The 18,344-nt window shown below is 35.4% G+C and carries 16 protein-coding genes; 12 read left to right on the top strand and 4 right to left on the bottom strand.

What is annotated here, in order from left to right:
• Nucleotides 1–385 precede the first annotated feature (385 nt).
• From MF646_RS22780 to MF646_RS22770, 3 genes are all read left to right on the top strand, one after another.
• A complete protein-coding gene (locus MF646_RS22780) occupies nucleotides 386–1,093 on the top strand; it encodes an HAD family hydrolase (RefSeq protein WP_250098785.1) in 708 nt (235 codons plus the stop codon).
• Nucleotides 1,094–1,722: 629 nt separating this feature from the next.
• A complete protein-coding gene (locus MF646_RS22775; RefSeq protein WP_250098786.1) occupies nucleotides 1,723–2,472 on the top strand; it encodes a polysaccharide deacetylase family protein in 750 nt (249 codons plus the stop codon).
• Between the two features lie 684 nt (nucleotides 2,473–3,156).
• Entirely contained in the window at nucleotides 3,157–3,813 is a 657-nt protein-coding gene (locus MF646_RS22770; RefSeq protein ID WP_250098784.1) for a YesL family protein, read from the top strand.
• Nucleotides 3,814–3,971: 158 nt separating this feature from the next.
• Here the strand turns inward: MF646_RS22770 and MF646_RS22765 are convergent, their stop codons facing one another.
• The 4 genes from MF646_RS22765 to MF646_RS22750 form a co-directional block, all read right to left on the bottom strand.
• Nucleotides 3,972–4,796, bottom strand: a complete 825-nt coding sequence (locus MF646_RS22765) for a phosphoenolpyruvate hydrolase family protein (RefSeq protein WP_250098783.1) — start codon at nucleotides 4,794–4,796, stop codon at nucleotides 3,972–3,974.
• A gap of 14 nt (nucleotides 4,797–4,810) precedes the next feature.
• The gene (locus MF646_RS22760; RefSeq protein ID WP_250098782.1) at nucleotides 4,811–6,028 is read right to left on the bottom strand and encodes a Tm-1-like ATP-binding domain-containing protein; all 1,218 of its coding nucleotides are present in this window, start codon (nucleotides 6,026–6,028) and stop codon (nucleotides 4,811–4,813) included.
• A gap of 28 nt (nucleotides 6,029–6,056) precedes the next feature.
• Nucleotides 6,057–6,413 (bottom strand): cupin domain-containing protein, encoded by a 357-nt coding sequence (locus MF646_RS22755; RefSeq protein WP_250098781.1) that lies wholly within the window; start codon nucleotides 6,411–6,413, stop codon nucleotides 6,057–6,059.
• Nucleotides 6,414–6,629: 216 nt separating this feature from the next.
• Nucleotides 6,630–7,181 (bottom strand): helix-turn-helix domain-containing protein, encoded by a 552-nt coding sequence (locus MF646_RS22750; protein ID WP_250098780.1) that lies wholly within the window; start codon nucleotides 7,179–7,181, stop codon nucleotides 6,630–6,632.
• A 337-nt stretch (nucleotides 7,182–7,518) separates the two neighbouring features.
• Here MF646_RS22750 and MF646_RS22745 point away from each other — a divergent pair, with 337 nt between their 5' ends.
• The 9 genes from MF646_RS22745 (at nucleotide 7,519) to MF646_RS22705 (ending at nucleotide 17,498) form a co-directional block, all read left to right on the top strand.
• On the top strand, nucleotides 7,519–8,271 hold the full coding sequence (locus MF646_RS22745) for a sugar phosphate isomerase/epimerase family protein (RefSeq protein ID WP_250098779.1): 753 nt from the start codon (nucleotides 7,519–7,521) through the stop codon (nucleotides 8,269–8,271).
• Nucleotides 8,272–8,369: 98 nt separating this feature from the next.
• Nucleotides 8,370–9,395: a Gfo/Idh/MocA family protein gene (locus tag MF646_RS22740; protein ID WP_250098778.1), complete on the top strand. Its 1,026-nt coding sequence runs from the start codon at nucleotides 8,370–8,372 to the stop codon at nucleotides 9,393–9,395.
• A gap of 52 nt (nucleotides 9,396–9,447) precedes the next feature.
• Nucleotides 9,448–10,794: an ABC transporter substrate-binding protein gene (locus tag MF646_RS22735; protein ID WP_250098777.1), complete on the top strand. Its 1,347-nt coding sequence runs from the start codon at nucleotides 9,448–9,450 to the stop codon at nucleotides 10,792–10,794.
• Nucleotides 10,795–10,892: 98 nt separating this feature from the next.
• Nucleotides 10,893–11,843 (top strand): carbohydrate ABC transporter permease, encoded by a 951-nt coding sequence (locus MF646_RS22730; protein ID WP_250098776.1) that lies wholly within the window; start codon nucleotides 10,893–10,895, stop codon nucleotides 11,841–11,843.
• Nucleotides 11,844–11,845: 2 nt separating this feature from the next.
• Nucleotides 11,846–12,688, top strand: coding sequence for a carbohydrate ABC transporter permease (locus MF646_RS22725; protein ID WP_250098775.1), 843 nt, complete (start codon nucleotides 11,846–11,848; stop codon nucleotides 12,686–12,688).
• Between the two features lie 238 nt (nucleotides 12,689–12,926).
• The gene (locus MF646_RS22720; RefSeq protein WP_250098774.1) at nucleotides 12,927–13,901 is read left to right on the top strand and encodes a 2-hydroxyacid dehydrogenase; all 975 of its coding nucleotides are present in this window, start codon (nucleotides 12,927–12,929) and stop codon (nucleotides 13,899–13,901) included.
• A gap of 396 nt (nucleotides 13,902–14,297) precedes the next feature.
• A complete protein-coding gene (locus MF646_RS22715; protein WP_250098773.1) occupies nucleotides 14,298–15,557 on the top strand; it encodes a flavin-dependent oxidoreductase in 1,260 nt (419 codons plus the stop codon).
• Between the two features lie 19 nt (nucleotides 15,558–15,576).
• Entirely contained in the window at nucleotides 15,577–16,929 is a 1,353-nt protein-coding gene (locus MF646_RS22710; RefSeq protein ID WP_250098772.1) for a solute carrier family 23 protein, read from the top strand.
• A 278-nt stretch (nucleotides 16,930–17,207) separates the two neighbouring features.
• Complete coding sequence (locus tag MF646_RS22705) at nucleotides 17,208–17,498, top strand: Dabb family protein (protein ID WP_250098771.1); 291 nt, start codon at nucleotides 17,208–17,210, stop codon at nucleotides 17,496–17,498.
• Nucleotides 17,499–18,344 lie beyond the last annotated feature (846 nt).

The raw sequence follows: 18,344 nt of genomic DNA, 5'->3' as shown, positions 1-18,344 counted from the left end.
GAATAGTTTTCTTTGCATAATCGGAAAACCTCCGCCTATATACCCCGGAACGAGCTCTATTCTGCATCTAACCTGAAAAATCTCCGTTTATTTTACTATAACTACTTACTTGATTATTGACAAGACTTCTTAATTTAAAGGCAGAGAGATGAACGGGTTTATAAAAAGGTGGATTGATTTAGCATTTTTGTTATTTCAAATAATCCAAGAGAATACACCACTCAGAACAGTACCATAAGCAGTGAGTTTTTTTAAAATAACTAGTAACAGTATCTTTCTTACTCGTTAGGGTGTTTGATTAGATGAACGGAGTAGTTAGTTGGCTCTCGGTTTTCTCTAGTTGATAAATAAGTGATATCATCATTATATAAGGAGGGCTATGAGAATGGATACGATAATTTTTGACGTCGATGATACACTATATGATCAAGCACAATCTTTTTATAAAACGGTGAGGAAGCTTTTTCAAGAGCCATTTTCAGACGAAGAAATCGATCAATTATATAAAGCTAGTCGTAAGTATAGCGAGATTTTATTTGATCAAAGTGAAGCAGGTGAAATATCCCAATTTGAATGGCAAACCGGACGAATCATGGCTGCCTGTAAGGATTTTAACATCCCTATAGATACGGAAAAAGCGACTGTTTTTCATGAAATGTATGTGACCGAACAAAAAAACATTACCTTGTTTCCGGAAGTCGAAGAACTACTAAATGTACTTTACAAAGAAGGGAAACAGCTTGGGATTCTTACAAATGGTGAAGAAAAACATCAAGCAATGAAAATTAAACAGCTCAACCTTAGTCGTTGGATTCCGGCAGAAATGACGTTTATTTCTGGAACGATTGGTCATGCAAAACCGAAAAGAGAAGTATTTGATTTTATTGAACAGAAAATGGACCTTGACCAAACCAAAACCGTGTATATCGGGGATAACTTTGAAAAAGATATTATCGGAGCAAAACAAGCAGGCTGGCAAGCGATCTGGATGAATCATCGTAAGAAAGATTTACCGACTCATGCTACCTATAAACCAGATAAAGAAGTGCATAGTGCCAAAGAGTTATTAGGATTATTTGTGAAAAAAGCTTAGGGCGTTATGGTAGGAATCAGCGATTGTCATCCTGGTTCCTATTTAGGCTTCATTGAAAATCTTATTGGTTTAATGCATAACATTGAGCGGGTTTTTAAACAAAACGGAAGCATTAGTTTTACAAGAACTGTCATCTATATTGACTCAAAGGTAAAAGCTATATGTTTTGGAAAATGGTCTATACGTTGGAAGAGTGGACGGTGTAGAAGGAACAGATTTGTAAACCCATCCCAATTCAATTTGGATGGGTTTTAAGGTTGTAGGTACCAAGGAATAAGGACGTTTAACTCTTGATAAGATAAGGGGACTGCGGAAAATTAACTATATTAGAGTCAAAATGCGACAAATGTATATAGAAGGCAGCTGAAATAACTAGGTCTAACTAACTTGTTTTGGATGAGTTAGAAGAGTAGGAATAGTATGAAAAATACATACTTTGTCCGATGGATAAACAAAGTGTGGATTGCTATAATTAACGCGTGTTCATAGAACATAAAGGTTTTAGTTGCGATTAAATGAAAACCCTTTCTTATTTAATCCGCTGAATAAATTGAAAGGAGAATTTGTTAGGAAATAAATAATCTATTAAAAATTACTTTTTATTCGAAAGGATGGTCGTGTTGAAAAAAGTGTATTTGTTGTTTCTTGCTTCCTTACTTTTAGTAGTTTCTACTAATAACTTTGTAGAGGCAGCACCTAAAAAATCGACAAGCGTAGAAATTCCTGTTTTGTTATATCATGTCGTTAAACCCGACCCTGATCCGACCAATCCATGGCAATTAAGCCTTGAAGAATTTGAGAAACATATGGCTTACTTGAAAGAAAATGGGTATCGAACTTTAACGATTAAACAATATTTTAACATCCTTGATAAAAAAGCTGCGATGCCTAAAAAAGCTGTACTGCTGACATTTGATGATAATTCAGATGATTTTTACCCATATGTATATCCTGTTTTGCAAAAATATGGGATGAAAGCAACTCAGTTTACCGTTTCCGATTGGGTAGATGGAAGCTGGAACATGACAAGTAATGAAATCTTGACCGTTATGGAAGAGGGTATTGATATCCAAAACCATACTGTAACACATCCTTTTCTAACGAGTTTAAGTAAAGCAGAACAATACTCAGAAATTAATGATGCAACTACAGCGCTCAAAGAGTTAACCGGTAAGACGACGAATGTTTTCGCTTATCCTTACGGAGATTATAACGTTGATACGATCTCAGTCCTTGAAGAATTAGGATTTAAAGGTGCCTTTAAAGTTGGCGGTGGAATAAGTACAAGTGAAAGCGATCGTTTTGAATTGCCTCGTATTATGATTCTTCAAGAACATACATTGGACGACTTTAAAAGAATGGTGAAAACAGGTTATTAATAAATGTGTTAAAAACACATCAGAACCTGAACTTTAAGTTTGCAACCCTGAGAAAAATCTCCCTGCATATGATAGTGGAGATGCATTGCATCCAAACGACTTTGGGATAAAAGCTATGGCTGAGGCTATTGATCTTTCAATCTTTCAACAGCCCTTATATAGAGGGTTAGGTCAGGTGAAATAATGTTTTATATCAAGTGATGGGGAGCAGGTAAGGTGCTCCTTTTTTTTCTTACTTTTTTTCATTTGACTGTAGTTTTATTGATTAAAATAAATTAATGATGGAGTGGTTAATGATGACTGCTGTGAGATTATGTAAGCAATTGTAGAAATGGTTAACGGAGGACAGGGGGATTTTTCCATACTTCTAACAAAAAATGCTAGATTGCTTCTCAACCAATGTATAATTTGATATAATAACCATAATCTTTTTTTGGGGTGGACATCTTCCGTGAAACTGTTGGCGCAGTTTCACATCTATGGTGAATGTCTTTTCCTTTCTACAGAATTTTTACGCTTTTGGTCATTATATCAGTCAATATATTCGGTCGGTCATCAACATAAAATTCGCAATATTTAGATCACTTTAAATAGTATAACATTTTGAGTTTAGATTAATATTAAAGTTTTGTTTATTGTAATAAAAGTAAATGGAATAAAATATAGTACTAGGGGTTTTTTACTATGGTCTTTAGTGGAGTAATTGGATATATATACATGGGATGTCAATGGATTGTTCGGTTTGCCTACGTTAATATATTGTGGATCATATTTAGCTGTGCAGGTTTACTAATATTTGGAATAGCCCCAGCGACAACTGCAATGTTTGCTGTGGTAAGAAAATGGATTAGAGGGGAAAAAGATATAAATATTTTTAAATATTATTGGAATACCTTTCGCTCTGAATTCTATAAATCTAATATATATGGGATATTATTTTTAGTATTATCAATTGTATTATATGTAAATTATATATTTCTTTCAACAATTGATGGCTGGCTATTAAATGTTATGACATTTGGTTTTATTAGTTTCTTAGTTCTGTTTATAATTACACTTCTTTATATATTTCCACTAATAGTTCATTACCAGTTAAATAAACTCGATTATTTAAAATATGCTATAATTATCGGATTAACCCATCCTTTAATAACTTTGTTAATGTTAGTTCAATTCATAGCTATATATCTTCTTATAATAAAAGTACCAGGATTTTTACCATTTTTTTCGGTGAGTAGTATAAGCTTTGTAATTATGTGGCTAGCTAATTACACATTTAATAAAATAGAAGATAGAAAAGAGGAATCATTAAAAGTAGAATCTTCTGTTGAAAAGACTTAATACTTTTATCATAGTACCAAAAATAGAATCAGAAGATCTAAATAAAAAGACCACAATTGTCGTGAAACAATTGTGGTCTTTTTTATTTTATAAAGAATGAATGGATTTATTATTGACAAATTAAGTTTAATTTAAAAACCTGAATTTAATTACAATCGTTAAGTGATTGATTTGAAAGCTTCTACTTGAGATGCAATTGCATTCTCTGTAGGAAGTCGTTCTATACTTGATGCCCCAAAAAATCCAGCTACACCTTTCGTATTCTTTAACACGTAAGCTGCATCTTCTGGCTCTGATATAGGCCCCCCATGACATAGTACAATCACATTAGGGTTAACGGATTTTCCGGCATCATGTATCTTTTGAACAAGTTTAGTTGCCTCATCTAAACTTAAAGCGGTACTAGCCCCAATACTTCCCTTGGTAGTTAATCCAACATGTGCTACTAAAATATCTGCTCCTGCCTCTGCCATTGCTATAGCATCTTCTTCATTAAAAACATAAGGAGTAGTTAATAAATCCAATTTATGCGCTTTTCGTATCATTTCTACTTCACGTTCATATCCCATACCAGTCTCTTCTAAATTCTGTCTAAATACGCCATCACATAAACCAACGGTGGGGAAATTTTGTACTCCAGAAAACCCTAAACGCTTTAGATCTTCTAAAAAAACATCCATTAACCGGAATGGGTCAGTTCCACATACCCCCGCCAAAACCGGTGTATTATCTACAACTGGTAATACTTCACTACCCATCTCTACAACGATCTGATTCGCATCGCCGTATGGCATGAGACCTGCTAAAGAACCTCTGCCTGCCATCCTAAATCTTCCAGAATTATAGATGATAAGTAAATCTATGCCACCTGCTTCTGCACTTTTAGCGGAAATTCCAGTTCCAGCTCCACCGCCAATAATAGGCTTTCCATGCTGAATTAATTCATTAAGTTTATCAAGTATATCCTTTCGTTGCATGGACATACAAAAACCTCCCTTTATTTCTTTTCCATTAGTTTCACGAATGTTTTGACAACTTTGTCTGCAAAATGAGGATGGTTAATATCCTCATCTAATTCAAGAAGTGGTATATCTTTTCTTAGAGTTTGTTTTAGTCCATGTAACAAAGCATTTCTCTGTTCAGGACCATTAAAGTCTTTACCTGGAGTGTCAAGTAATGATACGCCCCCAAGTGGAAAAAGAACAACAACTGGTGACTCGGACTTGCTTAGCTTTTCTCCTAATTGACGTCCTATTATTTCATTTTCTTCTACTGTAGTTCTCATTAATGTTGTTGTAGGGTTATGTTGATAAAATTGGCGATCGGAGAATTCTTTCGGGACTGTCTCTGGTTTCCCAAAATTGACCATATCTAATGCCCCAACAGAAACAACTTGTGGAATTTTTGCTTTCCCTGCTGCTAATAAACGGTTTGGCCCTGCACTGAAAACGCCTCCAACTAATTCGTCAGCTAATTCTGTAGTAGTTACATCAATTACTCCCGTAATATAACCTGAATCGATAAGTTCCTCCATAGCCATGCCACCAGTTCCTGTTGCATGAAATACAAGGACTTCGTAACCTTGATCCTCTAACTTTTCCCTTATTTGAGTACAACATGGTGTAGTAACACCGAACATCGTCATACCAAGCATCTTATTTGATCCAACATCTTTATTTGTAGAAGAATTAGATGCAGCACCTACTAAAAAATTAGCAGCATTACTTAATATTTTACTTGACAATTGATTTATGCCAGCTATATCAATAACTGAATACATCATCGTAATATCCTTAACCCCAACATATGGTCTAGTATCTCCAGAGGCTACAGTTGATACGATTAGTTTCGGAATGCCGATCGGGACGGCTTGCATTGCATTAGCTACTACTGTAGTTCCGGCTGTTCCACCCATTCCAAAAACCGCTATCACATCTTCTTCTTCGACCAGTTTGGTCATAATTAATTTAGCACCTTTACTCATAATAGCTACTGCATTTCCACGATCATTTTCATTTATAAGTGTTTGAAGGTCACTGCCTCCTGTACGGGCTACCTCATCTGAGGAAATGTCTGGACTAAATACAGGGTTACCAATAACCCCTGTATTTACTGTAAGAGTTTCCACTTTCAATATCTCCAAAATATTTTTTACAAATAAATACTCTTCTCCTTTAGTATCTAGAGCTCCAATTAATACTACTTTACCACTCATAGGATTACTCCTTTCAAGCTTAATATTTTTATTCTCCTATGGTTTGTCGGTCCGGAGATGAATAAATGATCAACATTCGGCAAGGCTCCCAGCTTGTTACCTTAGCATCATGGAGTACATTTCTTGGAATTCTAAGCATCATTCCAGGTTTTAAATGATGTACTTCATCCCCAAGGGAGTGATCACATTCACCAGATAAAACAAAGATGAGTTCTTCACAATTCGGATGACGATGCTTAGGGTTAGAAGTACCAGCATCGATATAAACCATTCCAAATGTCATTTCACAATCAGGGTCAATTTCTTTTCCGATGAGCCATTGAATTTTTCCCCAATCCATCTCTAAAATATGATTTTCATCTTTCAAACTAGTAATAGTAGCCATAAGTAACTCCTCCTAAATATGAAATTATAAAACTTAATTTTATTATAATTCAACACAGTTGAATAAAACAAGGTTTTTTATAATTTAATTTTAAATATTTAGATTTCTATGAGCTAAATAGTAGTTGAATTAGGTTTATTACATTATACGAATCCAAGAAATTTACTTTTTAATAAGAAAAAAATCCAAGTGATAAAGTTCACTTGGAGAAAAAGGTTAACTGCTAAATATAGCTAAATACCTTACTTCATCTGTTATAGGAGTTAAAGTATGCTCTTCTAAACTTGTGAAATAGATGGTATCACCAGGACCTAAAATATATTCTGTTTTACCTACTTTATATCTCATTTCTCCCTCTAGGACGAATACAAATTCTTCCCCTTTATGAGAAAGAGAATGACTCTTTACTTCCCCTTTTTTAGCGATAAAATAATATGGTTGCATAATCTTATCTTGACGTCCGGCGGCGAATGCGTAAAAAGAATATCCTTTCTCTGTTTTAATCCATCCATTACTATCTTTATATGTTGATACTTCAGTATAGACAGTACCGATTTCTTTATTATCCTCAAGTATGTCTGAGACTGCTACACCTAACGATTCTGCTATTTTCATTAATGTAGATATTGGGGGGGTTGTAACTCCGTTCTCAATTTTTGATAAAAGACTTTTAGAGAATCCGCAGTATGATGATATTTCTTCTAGCGTTCTGTTTTGTTGTTTGCGAATAAGTCGTATTTTAGCTCCTAATTGTTTACCTATTTCCATTTAAATGTTCCTTTCTATATATAATAGATACTTTTATTATACACAAGCATGTTCAAAAGTGCAGTAAAAGTATAGTTATATTCTACATTGTTGAAATTTTAGTGATTTTCATAATGGTTTATATGATTATATCAAAGATATTCTTTTAAATAAATATTATTTTTATCAATCAATTCAAATATGTTTAATTTAGATAAACATATTTGAATATTTTTTGTTGACAATTCAACAGTGTTGAATTAAGATTAATCTATAAATCTTACATGAAGGAGGAATTATAAATTAGCATTTTAATAGGTAAGATTTTTACATCAAACTAGGGGGGGATAATATTAATATGAAGTTCGCCTTTTCGAGTCCAACAAATACTAAAGCAGAACTTGATACACTATTTTATGATTATCGAAAGTTAGGGTATGAAGGTTTACAGCTGAAACACGCTCAATTCGCACCATATATCCAAAAGCCAACCCAGTTTTTAGAAAAATGGGGTGAAATAGAAGGTGTTGCATCTGCATTAATTACAGGTGGTAACTTAGATGATGAAAACCAACAACAATTAAGGTCAGTTTTCGATTTTGCAAGTAAGGTAGGCACTGAACGAATAGTATTTTGCCATGGGATTCCACGGAATCAAGTTTCAAATGATGATATCATTCATTTTGCAAATTTATTATCGGAATTGGGAAGAGAAGCTACTGAGCAATACGGTGTCCGGTTATCACTTCATCATCACTATGATCAACCAGTAATGCATAGAGAAGATTTCGATTTATTCTTTGAACACGTAAAAGGGAATTCTGTATGTTTAACTGTAGATACAGCACATCTTATTAAATCAGGTATCACCAACATTTCTGAAGTTGTTTATAGTTTTAAGGACAGAATTGATAACTTTCATATGAAGGATATTGAAGAGGGAGAGTGGAAGGTTCTTGGTGAAGGTTCGATAGATTTTACGCCTGTATTTCAATCTATAAAAGAAATTGACTATAAGGGTTGGGTATCAGCCGATGAGGAAAGTGAAGGTGATTTAAAAAGGGGAATGGAAGTTTGCTATAACTTTATGAAAACTGGTTTGTCTAGATAAAACAGTCGGTAGTGAATAATTTTTATTTTTAAAATGATATTTCAGAATTTTCATACTTAATTGAATCGTTAGGTGACGAAAGGTGGAGAACGTGTATTATGGCAGAGAACAAGCGTTATAGTGTTGGATTTATTGGTGCTGGGCATGTTACAAAGATGCATTTAGATGGTTTAATGAAAAACAAGGACAGGGTAGATGTTACTGCTATTTGTGATATGAATCCTGAAGTGTTAAATGAAAGAGCCGACACCTACGATATTAAACAAAGATTTACGGAATTAAATAAATTTATTGATGAGAGTAACGTCGATATCGCGATCGTATGTACTCCTTCAGTAATTAGAAAAGATGTTATTTTTCCTTTAATTGAAGCAGGTATACCAATTTTTTGCGAAAAGCCCTTTAGTGAAACATTAGAAGAAGCAAAGGAAATAGTGGAGAAAGCAAAAAAGCATGGAGTACCAATAAGTGTTAATCAAAATTTTCGAACTCATTATCCCTTCGATTTTGTTAAAAACTTAATACAAAAAAACGAAATTGGCAGTGTATCTTCAGTTAAATTTCAAGATTTCTACTTCCGTCAAGACAAAGGTTGGAGAACACAATGTGAAAGAAATTCCTTATCTGTAATGGGAGTGCATTGGCTTGATGGATTTAGATGGATACTGGACAGCGAGGCAAAAAGCTTATCATGTCAGACTTACTCCTCTCCTGCTATCGATTGTGTAGGTGATACGGATTCTTCAGTACAAATTCTTTTCCAAAACGGTGTAACAGTTTCCTATTCACAAAGTCTATCTTCTACTTTCAATCGAACTGAACTTATTGTTGTGGGAGAAACTGGTACGGTTGTTGCTGACTATACTACTATTTCTTTATATCGAAAGGGATCTAAAGAGCCTGTGAAAACTTGGAAGAATCCAACCGGAGGGCCTGATCTAAAGCCAGATTCTACTTTCAATGGATTAGATTTATTAATACAGTCTATTGAAAGAAATGAAAGCGCTTCTAATAATGGTGAGGATAATTTAAAAACGATTTCTTTGTTAGAAGGAGCATATCTCTCAGCAGATAAGCAAAATATTGTTAAGTTTGATACTGATGGCATCCTAATACAAGGATAAGTATGGATTTGGTAATGGTATTAATTTAACAAACATTTTAAGGGGGAGAAAAATGAAATTTAAATCGTTTAAGTTGGTGTTGTTTTTATTAATCTTGGGGTTAGCGGTAATTACAACTGCGTGCAGCGGGGGCGGTGAATCAAGTCAGTCAACTGGAGGTGGCGATTCAGAAGCTGCTTCTAGTGGGGAAGCTACAACTCTATCATTATGGACATTTGCGGCTTATCACCAAGATCATTTTGCATATATGCTTGAACGATGGAATGAAGAAAATCCTGATGAACAAATAAACCTTGAAATGACAAATTACCCCTTTGATGAGATGCACAATAACTTATTAATCGCTTTACAATCTGGTGTAGGTGCACCTGATCTAGCAAACATTGAGATTAATCGTTGGTCAAACTTTGTACAGGGTAGCGAAGAAGATATTAAATTAGTTCCTTTGAACGATATTGTAGAACCGGTATTAGACAAAACAGTACAAGCGAGGTTTATTAATTATAGTAAAGATGGAAATTATTACGGATTACCTACTCAGGTTGCTGCAACGGTTACTTATTATAATAAAGAAATTATGGATGAGGTAGGTATTGATCCGCATTCTATTGAAACGTGGGATGACTTTGTTGAAGCAGGTTTACAAGTAAAGGAAGTTACGGGTAAACCTATGACAACGCTTGAAGCACCTGGTATGTGGAGTTTCTACCCAATTATTTCACAACGAGGATCAGACCTTATTGATGAAGATGGAACCATTATTCTCGATAATGATATTAATACAGAAACATTGCAATTTCTATCTGATTTAGTACATGAGCATGAGATAGCTATACCAGCACCAGGAGGAAATCATACTGCTGAAGAATACTTTGGATTTTTCAGTGACAACGGGACGGCTTCTGTAATAATGCCAGCTTGGTATATGAGCCGTTTTAGGGATTACATGCCAGACATGGCTGGGAAAATTGCGATGACTCCAATGCCAGCATGGGAGCCGGGTGGTTCAAGGTCTGCAGGTATGGGTGGTACTGCAACTGCAATTACGGAGCAATCGGAACATGTTGATTTGGCAAAGCGTTTCATGGAATATGTAAAATTATCTGAAGAAGGAAATATTGCTTTATGGACAGTATTAGGATCAGAACCACCGAGATGGGATGTTTGGGATGCACCTGAAATGAGCGTTGATAATGATTTTACAGCATTGTTTGGAAACGATATCTTTGAAATGCTTTCTACTATCCGAGATGACATTAATCATATTAACTTAACTCCAGATTCTTCTAGAGTTATAGATTTAACACAAAACCAACTTATATATCAAGTTATAAGAGAAGGAGCAGATGTGAAAGAGACGATTAAAAGGGTAGCAGACGAAGCTCGAAGTTCCCAATAGGAATCGAAAAATTTATGCTATAAAAATTACAATAGGATTCACGGATAGTAAATACTATTCGTGAATCCTATAAAATATAAAAAAGGATTGATCATCTTATGCATCCTGAAAAAAGTCTTAAAATCAATAATACTCCTCCAGTAAACAAACCAACTAAGAAAAATAAAATAACTAAATTGTTCTACTCACCTAAATTTGCACCTTATTTATTTGTTTTTCCTTTTATTGCTGGTTTTCTGATTTTCTTCTTGTATCCAATAATTAGTACAATAATTATGAGTTTTCAAGATGTGAAAATTGCAAGCAGTGAATATGTAGGTATAGATAATTATCAAAGACTAAATAATCAACGTTTTTTTACGGCAATTACTAATAGTGCCCAGTTTACATTTTGGACGATTCTTGTTTTAATCCCCATACCATTAATGTTAGCGGTATTTCTAAATTCAAAATTAACCCTCTTTAAAAACTTATTTAAATCAGCTTTGTTTATCCCGGCACTCACCTCAGTAGTTGTAGGTGGGGTAATTTTCCGAATTATTTTTGCTGAAGCAGATACAGGATTTATCAACAGTATTATAACATCTATTGGATTTTCTCCACAGGAATGGAGAATGCAGGGGAATACAGCAATGTTTTTAATGGTTGCATTAGCTTGTTGGCGATGGATGGGTGTGAATATTCTTTACTTTTTGGCGGCCTTACAAAACATACCTAAAGATCTATATGAATCCGCAGAAATAGATGGTGCGGGCGCTTTGCAAAAATTTAAAAATATTACATTACCGTTTCTTAAGCCAATTAGTATTTACGTATTAACTATTACTATTTATAGTGGGTTTTCAATGTTTACAGAGAGTTATGTTTTTTGGCGAACAGGATCTCCAAATGACATCGGATTAACTATTGTAGGTTATTTATTTCAAGAAGGTTTTTCTTACGGGAATTTAGGTTTTGGTTCCGCAGTTGGAATTACATTACTAGGTATCGTATTGATAGTAAATATAATACAATTAAAAGCTTTTGGCTTGTTTAAGAAGGAGGATTAATAATGAAAAAGAAAAACAGAATCGCCACAGTTTTCCTCCTGATCTTTTTAAGTGTAGTAAGTATTATTGTGCTTTTCCCTTTTTATGCGTTAACAATTGCAGCCTTTAAACCAACAGCAGACTTAATGCGATATGGAGTTGACTTAAGGCTTGAATTAAGTAGTTTAAGTTTGGATAATTTTAGAACTTTGTTTTCTTCTCGGTCAGGAGATTTATATTTCCATTGGTATAAAAACAGTATCATTGTCACTTTCTTTTATACGTTTTTTTCATTGTTGTTTTCATCTTTGGTAGGTTATGGGTTTGGTGTCTATAATTTCAAAGGTAAAAATATCCTATTTGTCTTAGTTCTTGTGGTAATGATGACTCCCACCGAGATACTAATTTTACCACTCTACAAAATGATGATAAACATGGGATTAATAAATACATTCACAGGAGTTATTGCGCCATTCGCAATTTCACCAATAGCTATTTTCTTCTTTAGACAATTTGCTTCAGGACTGCCGAAAGAATTAATGGATGCGGGCAGAATTGATGGTTGTTCTGAATATGGATTATATTTTAGAATTATGATGCCATTAATGCTTCCAGCTTTTGGAGCTATGGCAATTTTGCAAGGGATGAGAAGTTGGAATGACCTTTTGTGGCCTTTAATTGTCTTGAGAACAGAAGAAAATTTCACTTTGCCAATAGGTTTAAGTGCGTTAATTAGTCCTTATGAAGATAATTTAGATATCTTAATTTCTGGATCAATTATGACAGTTGTACCAATGATCATTCTATTCCTTTTCTTCCAACGTTACTTTGTTGCAGGGTTAACTGCAGGCGGAGTTAAGGGATAATAAAACTTTTCTAAATTACTATCAGCTAAATATGAAAGTGAATTAAGTAATATATAGTTAGCGTTATAATGGTGATAATTCATTATTATAACGCTTCAGGACGTGAAATGCCAACTACACGTTAATATAAAGCTGAATAGTCCAAGCTAATTATAGGCAACCGTCAATGAAAAATAGTTACTTTGGGAAATCAGTATATCAACTTGACAAAAGGATTTATCGAAAGGAGCGGCTAAAGTTGAAGCCAAAAGTTTTTATAACCAATCCAATACCAAGTGAAGCAGAAGAACTAATTAGTAGGTATTGCGATTATGAGATATGGGAAAAAGACGAAGAAATACCAAAAGAGGTACTACTGCAAAAGGTAGCTGATGCAGAAGGTTTATTAACACCAAAAGGGAAGATTACAAGGGAGTTTTTACAACACACGCCCAAACTAAAAATTGTAAGTAATATCGCTGTGGGGTATGACACCTTTGATTTAAAAGAAATGGAAGAAAAAGGGGTATTGGGTACACATACACCTTTTGTTCTCGACGATACGGTAGCTGACCTGGCATTTGGTCTGATAGTTTCAGTAGCAAGACGAATACCGGAACTTGACCAATATGTAAAGGTAGGAAAATGGATTGAAAATAGCGATACGTTATTTGGAACTGATGTACACCATGCTAGTCTTGGAATTATTGGTATGGGACGAATTGGGGAAAAAATAGCGCGACGGGCTCTTGGCTTTGATATGAATGTTTTGTATTACAATCGAAGTCGGCGAAGAGATTTAGAAGAAAAGTTAAACATTAAATACTGTGAGTTTACTAATCTTCTGAAGGAATCTGATTTTGTACTGCTAATGGTACCTTTAACGAATGAAACCTATCATTTAATGGGAGAAGAACAGTTTCAATTAATGAAACCATCTGCCTATTTTATTAACTGTTCAAGAGGGGAAACAGTGGATGAAGCATCTCTTATAGCCGCATTGAGACAAGGGAGTATTAGAGGGGCAGGATTAGATGTTTTCGAAGTGGAACCGGTAGACAAAAACAACCCTCTCTTAACTATGGAAAATGTCATAACAGTACCACATATTGGTTCCGCAACAAAGAAAACTAGACATGCTATGGCTTTGAAAGCTGCTGAGAACCTTGTGGCTGGTGTAACAGGGAAAATCCCTCCTAACATAGTGCCAGAATTAAGACACTTAATACAATAGTGGACTTATATTTTAAAGAACATATGAGTAGGGGCGAACGTGATGGGATACATAGTAGGAATAGACCTTGAAACTAGTGTATTCGCAAACAAAGGAGATGAATGAAGGACTCGCTAATTTTAGGTGAATTTAGAGGACAAGATGTAAGGGTATGGTTCTTGTGCTTCTTTATATTAAAAGGAAGCAAGAGAACCGTTAACCATGAAACCATTCAAGTATTTATTTGGATGGTTTCATATTTATTTTTTGGACTACCAGGAGATCTTGTATAACAAGCGAAAGCAATGATACAAGTAGTAGAATCTGTGTTTCCCTAAAAAAAATCGCGTAATAGTATATACATATAATACTAATTTATGAGATAATTATGAAAAATTGTAAAGTGAGGGAGATTTTGTGACTACAACTAAGAAATCTGTCATTATCGCCGGTGGAGGGATCGGGGGGCTTGTTACTGCCTTGAAACTTTATCGCGGTGGTGCGTCAGTGCGAGTGTTTGAAAGTGTTCAAGAAATTCGAGAATTAGGAGTTGGAATAAATCTTCTCCCGCATGCGGTACGTGTGTTAACCGAGCTTGGATTGGCGGATGAACTAGAGAAGGCAGGAGTAAAAACAGCCGAATTGAGATACTTTTCTAAATATGGACAGGAAATATGGCAAGAGCCTCGTGGGCTTGCTTCAGGGTATGAGTGGCCACAATACTCGATCCACCGAGGAAAACTGCAAATGATTTTATATAATGCTGTGAAGAAGGAATTAGGGGAAGATGCTGTAATGACTGGGCATCACCTTAGCTCTTTTGAACGTTATGAAGATCGTGTTGAAGTACAATTTACCGATCGAAAAACGGGACAAAAACAAGGAACCTATCAAGCTGATATGCTTATAGCAGCAGATGGTATTCATTCTGTTGTAAGGAAATCATTTTATCCGAATGAAGGAGAGCCGAAATTCAGCGGACGAATCTTATGGAGAGGTCTGACCGAGTCTTCTCAGTTTCTTACGGGTAAGACGATGATCATGTCAGGGTATCAGGACCAAAAGTTTGTCGCATATCCTATCTGTCCAGAGGCAATAGCAGAAGGGAGATCACTCGTTAATTGGATTGCTGAGTTAACAATCAATGATGAGGCTCCTCCTCGTAGTGATTGGAATAAAAAAATTGACAAACAAAAGTTTGCTCCTGATTTTTCCAATTGGAAGTTTGATTTTCTAGACATCCCGAAATTAATTGAAGAAACAGATGATGTCTATGAATTTCCTATGGTTGACCGCGATCCATTACCACAATGGAGCTTTGGAAGAGTTACCTTACTAGGTGATGCAGCACATCCAATGTATCCAATCGGGTCAAACGGGGCATCACAAGCGATTTTAGATGCTGATGCTTTAGGGAATGCATTAGCGAAAGAGAATAATGTGACAAGTGCCCTTCGTGCCTATGAGCAAGCTCGTCTTGAACCGACAGCATCTATTGTTCGAAGTAACCGCCAAAATGGACCTGAAAGTGTCATGCAAATTGTGGAAGAACGTGCACCTAATGGGTTTGAGAATTTACACGATGTGATTTCTCAAGAGGAACTTGAAAGTATAGCAAATAAATATAAGAAGATTGCTGGATTTGATAAAGAACAATTAAATAAAATGAAAGTCTAATAGAATTAGGAGTAGACCTATGGCATTATATAAACGAAAAAACGGAGAAGAACTTCCTTACTGGCCAATCGGTCCTTTTAAATTTAGACTTCCATTCATTCATTACAGATTGGAAATGCCTGAAGTCATCCAAGGGTTTGTTCTATTTTCGATAGGGTTAAGTATTATTCCAATACTAGAAAGTCACGTAGGAATGTCTTATGATGCTGCGCTTGCCGTCGTTATCGTATTTCACCTCCTAATGCTTGTTCAAACGGCTTTAGGAACTCCCTTTGTTCCTGGATTAATAACACCATTGATTCCTTTACTCGTGATCTTTCTAGGGAACTTTGAACCTGGACCTGAGGCCATTCAAGCCTTAGTCGCTGTTCATATCTTAGTGGCAGCCATATTTTTAATTCTAGGAATTACGGGCCTTGGAAAAATCATTGTCCATAAACTACCGTCCTCCTTAAAAGCAGGTATATTAATTGGGGCTGGATTAGCTGCTTTAATTGGTGAATTTCAACCTGGAGGACGTCTTGCTGAAACACCGATATCATTAATTATTGGTGGACTGTTTTGCTTGTTTATGATGTTTTCTAGCTACTATAAATCGTTATACAAAAAAAGTCAGGTAGCTAGAGTCGTTGCGAATTTCGGAATTATGCCAGCGATTTTAATTGCTATTTTTATTGGCTGGGCCGTAAAGGAATATCCATCACCAAACGTGGAATGGGGAATTACGATTCCTAACTTTGCTGAGATGTGGGCATATACGCCTTTTGTCGTTGGATTTCCTAGCCTAGAGATCTTTATGCTCGCCATTCCCATCGCCATCATGGGATATATTATCGCTTACGGCGATATAATCGTAGGAACATCCCTTGTTGAGCGGGCAGATAAGGTGAGAAAAGATGAAATAATCGATTATGATGTGACAAAGCTGCACCTTGTTGCTTTTTTAAGAAACTTTGTACATGGTTTATTTGCGCCACACGCTGGATTAGCGGGTCCGATCTTTACCGCTGGGACGGCTTCTGTGGTTGAACGGTATACATATGGAAGAAAGGCGATGGAATCGATTTATTCAGGCACGAATTCACTCGTTATTTCTTTGACAGCTGGGTGCTTCATTCTTCCGTTAGTCACTTTGTTTCAGCCATTTTTACCAATTGCACTATCGATTACGCTCATCTTAACAGGTTATTTATGTATCACTTTAGGATTAAGCTATGTGAAAACAGACGTGAGTCGAGGAGTGGCGATGGTTACTGCCATTGTGTTGGCTACTTATGGGGCCACACACGCTCTCGTTGTTGGGGTCGTACTTTACTTTATACTTGAGAAGCAGCAAAGTAAAAGCCGTGATTCTGAAAATAAAGCAGCATAAAAGAGGGAACTGAAAAAGGTCGATTTTCACCTTTTTCAGTTCCCTCGAAGGAAGGTGCGGAGCCGTTGCCATTCTTTTAAAAAGCTTGGTATGAGTGGGTTTCTCATACCAAGCGTGCAACGTGTGGAGCCATTCCTACTTAAATTAGAACTTGAAAAAGGTCGATTTTCACCTTTTTCAGTTCCCTCCTAAAAGAGGAGATAGCATCTGGTGAAGTCTTGCTAGTTGGACACTAGCAGGACTTTATCTTTTCAAAAAAGGAAAGGGGCAAAAAATCTATGGTTACCCATATTGTACTGATTAAATTCTCGAGAAAAGTAACAGATACCCAGGTAGATAAGCTTATAGAGAAAACACTGAAATTAAAGGATGAAATCCCTGGTATTATCGATATCCAACAAGGACGAAATTTTTCTAATCGAAATCAAGGATATGAAGTGGGAATGACCGTGAAATTTGAGAACAAACAAGCACTTGAGAACTTTGGACCCCACCCGAAGCATCAAGAAGTTGTCAATTATTTAAAAAATGAACTCGGCTTAGCAGATTTAATTGTTGTCGATTTCTAGGTAGAGGGAAGCATGGGAGGTCTCATGCTTCTTTTTTAGTAATACATGCTAGACACTTTTACTAATAGATTTTTTTGAGCTACTAGGACAATCTGTTTGCATTCATAGCAACGAACACGATAGACTTTAAGATCTTATTTTCTTTCATGTTTTACCCCTTTTTTAATTAAATTTTGACTGACATAGGGTATAACAATCTTCTAAGCTTTAAGATCTAAATAGATGCCTAATGTGAAACTTTTACAAAAACTATTTTCTTCTAATTACATTTAATTTGATAGCCATGACAGTAACAACCATCTCCTTTACCTATTATTTTAATTACCTCTGGGAGTGTAACAAAAGAAATGAAAGAAATAGCAAGATTCTCAGCAACGATGATGTAGTAACAAGTATTCCTTTTTGAAGAACCTTCGTCATTCATTACACCATTATTTGCGTGAATATGGAAAAGGTGATGGGAGAAGCTTACTTATGTAAAGAGTAATCTTCTTTTCTTGTGTTGGGTAAAGTTTAAATAAAAGTACTGTAGTAAAGTGTAGTAGCGCAAATGTTGTTGCTATTCGTTTCGAAGTATGATAGATTATTAAATCTAGTCGCAAAAATTAATTTCAAATTAACTATTGCGCAGAATTGTAATTTGTGATATATTATTTCTTGTCGCCACGAAAGAATGATTGATTCGGTGGAGGTTGCGAAAATAACTTTCAAAAAAGTTGTTGCGCAGAACGCGACGTTATATTATTATAATAAATGTCGCTGATGAAACGGCGCATAAGAGTTCTTTGAAAACTGAACAAAAGCCAAGCGAAATAGAGATACATGATATCTCAGGGATTTTCAAGA

The sequence above is a fragment of the Halalkalibacter alkaliphilus genome, assembly GCF_023555415.1.
In the GTDB taxonomy this organism is placed as follows: domain Bacteria; phylum Bacillota; class Bacilli; order Bacillales; family Bacillaceae_D; genus Halalkalibacter; species Halalkalibacter alkaliphilus.
The sequence above is the reverse complement of the archived record's forward strand: the minus strand, read 5'-3'. Positions and strand labels throughout refer to the sequence as shown.